The organism is Streptomyces sp. NPDC002845 (genome assembly GCF_053591955.1).
In genome coordinates this window covers 1-5,723 of sequence record NZ_JBSFUU010000169.1, presented here as the reverse complement: position 1 = coordinate 5,723, position 5,723 = coordinate 1, and the positions used below count along the sequence as shown (strand labels likewise).

7 protein-coding genes and 1 pseudogene are annotated in these 5,723 nt (G+C 69.2%); 3 read left to right on the top strand and 5 right to left on the bottom strand.

The features are described from left to right. Positions 1-96: pseudogene (locus ACWD3C_RS47560) on the bottom strand (YihY/virulence factor BrkB family protein); the annotation flags it as partial. 413 nt (positions 97-509) lie between these two features. On the opposite strand from ACWD3C_RS47560, the gene ACWD3C_RS47555 reads away from it, so the two are divergent. Then, entirely contained in the window at positions 510-1,094 is a 585-nt protein-coding gene (locus tag ACWD3C_RS47555) for a hemerythrin domain-containing protein (RefSeq protein WP_451154905.1), read from the top strand. 456 nt (positions 1,095-1,550) lie between these two features. After that, positions 1,551-1,901 carry a hypothetical protein gene (locus ACWD3C_RS47550; RefSeq protein WP_451154903.1) on the top strand — a complete coding sequence of 117 codons (351 nt, stop codon included), beginning with the start codon at positions 1,551-1,553 and terminating at the stop codon, positions 1,899-1,901. Between the two features lie 128 nt (positions 1,902-2,029). Here the strand turns inward: ACWD3C_RS47550 and ACWD3C_RS47545 are convergent, their stop codons facing one another. The 4 genes from ACWD3C_RS47545 to ACWD3C_RS47530 form a co-directional block, all read right to left on the bottom strand. After that, a complete protein-coding gene (locus ACWD3C_RS47545; protein ID WP_451154901.1) occupies positions 2,030-2,689 on the bottom strand; it encodes a hemerythrin domain-containing protein in 660 nt (219 codons plus the stop codon). 575 nt (positions 2,690-3,264) lie between these two features. Next, complete coding sequence (locus ACWD3C_RS47540; protein ID WP_451154899.1) at positions 3,265-4,290, bottom strand: hypothetical protein; 1,026 nt, start codon at positions 4,288-4,290, stop codon at positions 3,265-3,267. Then, positions 4,274-4,807, bottom strand: coding sequence for a sigma-70 family RNA polymerase sigma factor (locus ACWD3C_RS47535; protein ID WP_451154897.1), 534 nt, complete (start codon positions 4,805-4,807; stop codon positions 4,274-4,276). Before ACWD3C_RS47535 ends, ACWD3C_RS47540 begins: the two co-directional genes overlap by 17 nt. A 38-nt stretch (positions 4,808-4,845) precedes the next feature. Next, on the bottom strand, positions 4,846-5,004 hold the full coding sequence (locus ACWD3C_RS47530; RefSeq protein ID WP_451154895.1) for a hypothetical protein: 159 nt from the start codon (positions 5,002-5,004) through the stop codon (positions 4,846-4,848). Between the two features lie 510 nt (positions 5,005-5,514). Here ACWD3C_RS47530 and ACWD3C_RS47525 point away from each other — a divergent pair. After that, positions 5,515-5,723, top strand: a 209-nt coding sequence (locus tag ACWD3C_RS47525; protein ID WP_451154893.1) for a hypothetical protein, incomplete at its 3' end; no start/stop codon positions are given.

Here is a 5,723-nt window from a genome sequence, read left to right as displayed (position 1 = left end):
CAGCAGCGCGCCCGCGATCAGACCGACGGATCCGGCATGCGCGACGAGACTGTCCAGGTCCAGCAGGTCGGAAAGGCCTGGTGCCTGGTCGGCGACACCTGGAACCGTCGTCGACGCCCTGGCTGGCTCCACCGGCCCGGGCGAGCGACATGCCGCGCTCCGCCCCGGCCGCCGACCGCGCGTCGGCCCACTGCCCCGAACGGACGCCTACGGTCGATAGGACCACGGTTCGCGAGGTGCATCGACACGAACGATCCACCGGTCGCCACTTCCTGACTCCACCGGCAAGGGGTCGCCCTCGACGCCGATCAGCGCGATCCGGGTCGGGGGCCCGGCTTCGCTCATGGGAGATGCCGTGTCGGCGCGTCGGCCACCAACCGGTGTCTCACCTCCTCCGGGCGGGTGAAATGCCATCCCTTCGCGCCGCGCAAGCCGCCGCGCCGGGGATGACAAGGAAATACCGACCGGGCTGAAACCCTGGCTCAGTCCCACGCGTAGGGAGACAAGAAATGGCGGACACCGACCGGCCTTCGCAGATCGGACCCGACGACGACGTGGTGACCCTGCTGAAGGCCCAGCACGTGGCCATCCGCGAACTGTTCGAGGAGGTAAACAACAGCACAGGCGACCAGAGACGTGACGCATGGCGCAGCCTCGTGCGACTGCTGGCGGTCCACGAAACCGCAGAGGAAGAGGTCGTCCACCCGACGGCCCGCCGCGCCTTCGACGGCGGCGAGCAGGTCGTCGCCGAACGACTGGAGGAAGAGCGTCAGGCAAAGGAACAACTCAGCCGCCTGGACGACATGGACCCTGAAGACCCCGGCTTCATGCCCGGCTTCCTCGCCCTTCGCGAATCGGTGATCGCACATGCCGAGGCGGAAGAACGCGAAGAGTTCACCCAGCTCAAAGAGCACACCGACGCCGGAAAACTCTCCGCGATGGCCACGGCCGTCAAAGCCGCCGAGGCCATGGCACCCACCCGCCCGCATCCGGGAGCAGAGACCGCCGCAGCCAACATCGCGGTCGGCCCGCTGGCCTCCGTCATCGACCGCACCCGCGACGCGGTCCGAAAGGCAATGGGCCGATCCGGCTGAAGACCCACGGTGCCGCCGAGGCACGGACACGAAGTGCTCCTCTGAGGGGAGCTCTCGGTCTCCCGAATTCGCCGCTTCCAGAACCAGGCGTTCATGACCACCGCTACGGGGCGTCGGCGGTGCAGTCGGCGCCGGAGGGCACCGCTGCTGCGCCAGGCCGGCGCAGATCCCAGTTCCGGTCGCCGTACGGAACCTGCCGGCCGCCGCTCCGATTGCGCTGTTTCGCCCAGGCCGACCCGGGCGCCTGGTGCCGCGCACGCGCGTCGAGCAGCGCACTGGCGTCCCGCGGCTGCCTTCTGTCTGCTGATTACCCGATCTCCGGGGAGCCGTGCCGCAGTGGGTCCGGCCTGATCATGTCCTGTTGAGTCTGGTCCGGCTGCTGGCCGTGCACGAGACGGCCGAGGAGGAGGCGTCCATCCCTTCACGCGACGGTCCGTACCGGATGGCGAGAAGGTCGTGGAGGACCGTCTGCACGAGAAGCGGAAGGCCAAGGAACTCCTGTCCCGCCTGGACGGGATGAACACCGACGACCCGAAGTTCCTGCCCGAGCTGCACGCGCTGCGCCTGGACGTGATGGCGCACGCGCGGGCCGAGGAACGCTACGAGTTCAACCACATCCGCCGCCATGCGGACAAGGCACGCCTGGCCTCGATGGCCTCCGCCCTGCGCGCGGCCGAGGCGATGGCGCCGACCCACCTGCACCCCGGCACCGAGTCGGCGGTCAAGAACCTCACCCTGGGCCCGATCGCCGCGGTGATCGACCGCACCCGGGACGCCGTACGCAAGGCCATGGGCAAGGACAGCTGACGGCCGCTTCCGAGTTGCCGACGGGACAACAATTCGAGACGGGACAACAACCCGCCCTTCAGGGGAAACCTGGGCCGGGCATGGCCGGTCCGGGCCACGCCCGATCGGCCATGCCCGGCATTGCGCGTTCAGCGCTTCTTGCGCTTCTGCGCCTTGCTGACCTGCTCGGCGAGTTGCTCCTTGGTCATCAAGGACCGGCCCTCGATACCGATCTCCCGCGCCTTCTCGTAAAGCTCCGCCCGGCTCATCCCCTCGGTCGCCTGACGACCGGCGCCGGCGCTGGTGCCTTTACCGGGACCGCGGGTACCCCCACCGCCACCGCGGGTGTCGCCACCGACGGCACTGAGGGGCTGGCCCGTCAGCTTCCGCGATCGCCGGGTGGCGAACTGCAGGCCCAGCTCACGCAGACGATCGGAGTCGACGGCCTCACTCAGCGCGGGCAGGATCTCGTTCTCCTCCTCCTGGACGTGATGCAGAACGGCGCTGGTCCAGTCCTCCAAGGCCCGGTCGAACTCCCTGCTCTCCCAGTCCATCTCCAGCAGATGCTTGCCGAGATCCTCGGCCTGATGATGCTCCTCGGCGGCGTGCTCGGCCTCGTCCTTCTCACCGGCCTCGCGGGCCACGGCCGGGTACACCCGGTCCTCCTCGGCCTCGCTGTGCGCCTCCAGCATGGCCACGGCCAGCGGCAGCGCCAGCGGCCTGGAGCTCCGGTCCTCCTTCATCATGTCGAAGAGGCGCTCAAGCTCGCGGTGGTCGGTGGTGACCATGGTGATGAGGTCGTCAGCCATGACAGGACCCTCTTCTCTTCAGTCGCGCGAACACTTCACCCGCCCCTTTTCCGCGCCCACCGAGTTTCCACCGACGGGCAGGCTCATTCACCGACCAGCGCGGAAGACGCAGCAGGCCAACCCGGAGCTTCGGAGAAGATGCCCGCGCTGCGTCGATGGACCTGCCCACCGGTTGGATTCGGCATCATCGATGCGGCAACAGGCGGCCCTAGGACAGCCCTTGACTCTTCGGAGGTGACCATCCTCTCCGCGGCCTCGGCATGCGCTCAGGGGCGCCGCCAGGCGTCGTCCAGCAGGTGGGAACCTGCCTGCGGTCTCATCCGCACCATCCCGCCGTCGTCACCTGACTGAGTGGGGACGACGGCCTCGGTGGAAGACGTCCTGGACCTGGTCGTGCGTGACGGCCGACTGGCACCGGGAAGGCCGGCGGCTGGCTGGAGGCGTCGGCGGTCTTCTGCTCGTGGTGGTGCTTGAGCGCATCACGGGCCGCGGGAACGCCGGTCGGGACGAGTCCGCCCAGAAGGCATGGGCGACGATCAGCGCCGCGAGTGTTGCGCGAGTCACTGGGCAGGCGGCTACCACAGGGCCCCTTGGTAGGCGGGGCAGGGGATCCCGGCGGGGTCGCAGTCGGCGCACTCTTCGCAGTGCTGCCAGAACGCCTGCCACGCGTTTTCGCGGCGCTTGGCTGCGGCAAAGCTACCGATGCGCTGTTTGTGGCCGAATGCGCCTCCGCTGTCGTTCCACTGCCATACGGACGCGGTCGTGGCCGGTGATGCGGATGGCTGGCCGGTGAAGCTGGTGGGATGGGCTGCCGCAGCCGATGAGGCCGCGCCGCAGGGGACTGGCTGGTGGGGGAGGGGGCTGTGGGGCTGCGCGCGTTCGGGGTGGGTGGTGGCTGGGGTGGTCAGCGATGTGATGCGGTCGGTGAAGTCGGCATCGGGCAGGGGCAGGTCCAGGTCGTCGTCGGCGTAGGCGACCGCTGCGGGTACGTAGTCGAGGACGGCACTGACCAGCATCGTCCTGGTGATGAGGTCCTGCGTCTCCTCGCCGGTCTTCAGGCCACGCAGGATGCGCAGAGTCGTGGCGAACTCCTGCCGCCCGGCTTCTGCCTGGCCGGGGAGGGAAGCGGCTTCTGCCTGGATGCGCCACCAGTTCGCCTCGTGCTGCTCACCGTGGGCCAGGTGGTGCAGATACAGGCAGTAGGTGGCGGCACTGTCACCGGCGCCGGCGGCGTACTGCCACCAAGAGCGTGCGGAGTCTTCCTGCTCGGTGAGCTGGAGGATGCATCCCAGCACCCGTGCTCCAGGCGGTTCGGGCAGCGAGCGGGCCACGAAGCGCCGCAGGCTCGCCAGGGCCCCGATGCTCATGACGGCCGTCTCGCACAGGGTGCGCAGATCCTGCGCCGCCGCTCCGGCGGAGGCGTGCGCCGCGGGGTCCTGCGGCCCGGAGGGTGCGGGCCCGCTTTCCTGGGCCTGCGGATCGGCACGGCGGGCAGCGACCCGTGCGGCGACACGGCGTGCTGCGGCGTTGATGTCGTCCTGGGTGTAGGGCTCGCTGACCAGACGGGCCTTGGCCAGCAGCCGGTCAATGTGCGATGTCATCGGCGTGTCCTTCCTTGGCCAGCCCGAGTGCTTCCTGCAGGCGGCGCCGTGCGTAGCGGGCGATGGAGCGGACCGCCGCCGGCGTGATGCCCAGGTGGTCGGCGGCCTCGAAGGCGGACAGCCCGTGGCTGAAGCGCAGGACTATGACGTCCCGCTGGCGCTCGGGCAGGGCCTGGATGGCCTGGTAGAGGCACATGCTCTCCTCCAGTTGCCCGATGGGGTCGACCGCCTCACGCAGGGCGGCCGTCTCGAAGGCCGCCGTGTCGACCAGTGCCTCACGGCGGCCGCGGGCCCGGGCGACATCGGCCGTGCGGTTCTTCATCACCTGCCAGGCATAGGCTGCCGGACTCTCCTTCGCCAGAACCTCCGGCCAGGCCACCAGCAGCTGCTCGAAGGCCCAGTCGACCGCCTCTTCGGCATCGGCCCTGTTGTTCAGGTACGTCTTCGCCCAACGCACGTACGCAGGACGGTGCATCCGGTGGAACGCCTCGAAGTCCAACGGCAGCTTTTCTGTCATCGGCGCGGCTCCCACCGGACGTCCTGGGAATTCCCGTGTCACGCCTGCCCCTCCTCATGGTCGCCGCGGCGCAGCTCGCTGACCCCCACCCGCACCCCGGCCGCCGCCGCGCGGCGCAGCAGCACCACCACGTCGCGGCCCAGCACCCGCACGGCGAGCACCACGAGGACCACATCCCCAAGTAGCTGAAACGACACAGGGCCTTCATCCCTCCCGTGAAAGACGGGCCCCTCTCCCTTCGGGCCCGCAGGGACGCCGGCATGCGCCCTCTGCTTCCGATGGCGTGCCGCAGGACGTGATCGTGCATCCGCCGAACCAGAATTCTCACCGAACGGAGCCGTTCGATTACGCTCACGTGGCTGTCGGGGCTTCGCAGCCACCCCTGCGCCAGGCCATGCACGCGGCGCGCCACGCCGCTCACCTGTGCAGCGGCTGAAAGGCTCAGCCGTTTGCGCAAACCCGAAGTGACGCTCTGGCTACACATTGTGTGATGAGCATCACGCGTCGGGCCCGAGTAACCGAAAACGGCTCCATGTCCGATTCCGGACCCTTCTCACTCGAACAATGACCACGATTCTCGGACATTCGTTCCTGCTGACCTCCTCGGATTGTTGTCAGGAGGTGAGTGAGGGTGAGTCCAGAGCATGGCGACCCTCGACGCGGGTGCTGGCGGCGCTGACCGAACTGCACTCTGATCTGGCAGCCGGATGAGTACGAACGCGTCCTGGCGACGGGCGATGCAGGCAGAACGCGGAGCGAGCGCCCACGCCGTACGCGTCGGGCTGCACGCGGCCGGCCCGAAGGTCTCCCACGGGCGGCTCGCCCCGGTCGCGGCGCGATGCGCGGCGATCCTGGGCTCCCCGACCCGTGCCGCCTCGGAGGACGGACGCCAACTGCAGCTCGCCCTGGACGACGT

What these genes read in the sequence shown, in the direction of transcription:
- ACWD3C_RS47555 (WP_451154905.1), top strand. Translation starts at nt 510, where the DNA reads ATGGCGGACACCGACCGGCCTTCGCAGATCGGACCCGACGACGACGTG.
- ACWD3C_RS47545 (WP_451154901.1), bottom strand. Translation starts at nt 2,689, where the DNA reads ATGGCTGACGACCTCATCACCATGGTCACCACCGACCACCGCGAGCTT.
- ACWD3C_RS47540 (WP_451154899.1), bottom strand. Translation starts at nt 4,290, where the DNA reads ATGACATCGCACATTGACCGGCTGCTGGCCAAGGCCCGTCTGGTCAGC.
- ACWD3C_RS47535 (WP_451154897.1), bottom strand. Translation starts at nt 4,807, where the DNA reads ATGACAGAAAAGCTGCCGTTGGACTTCGAGGCGTTCCACCGGATGCAC.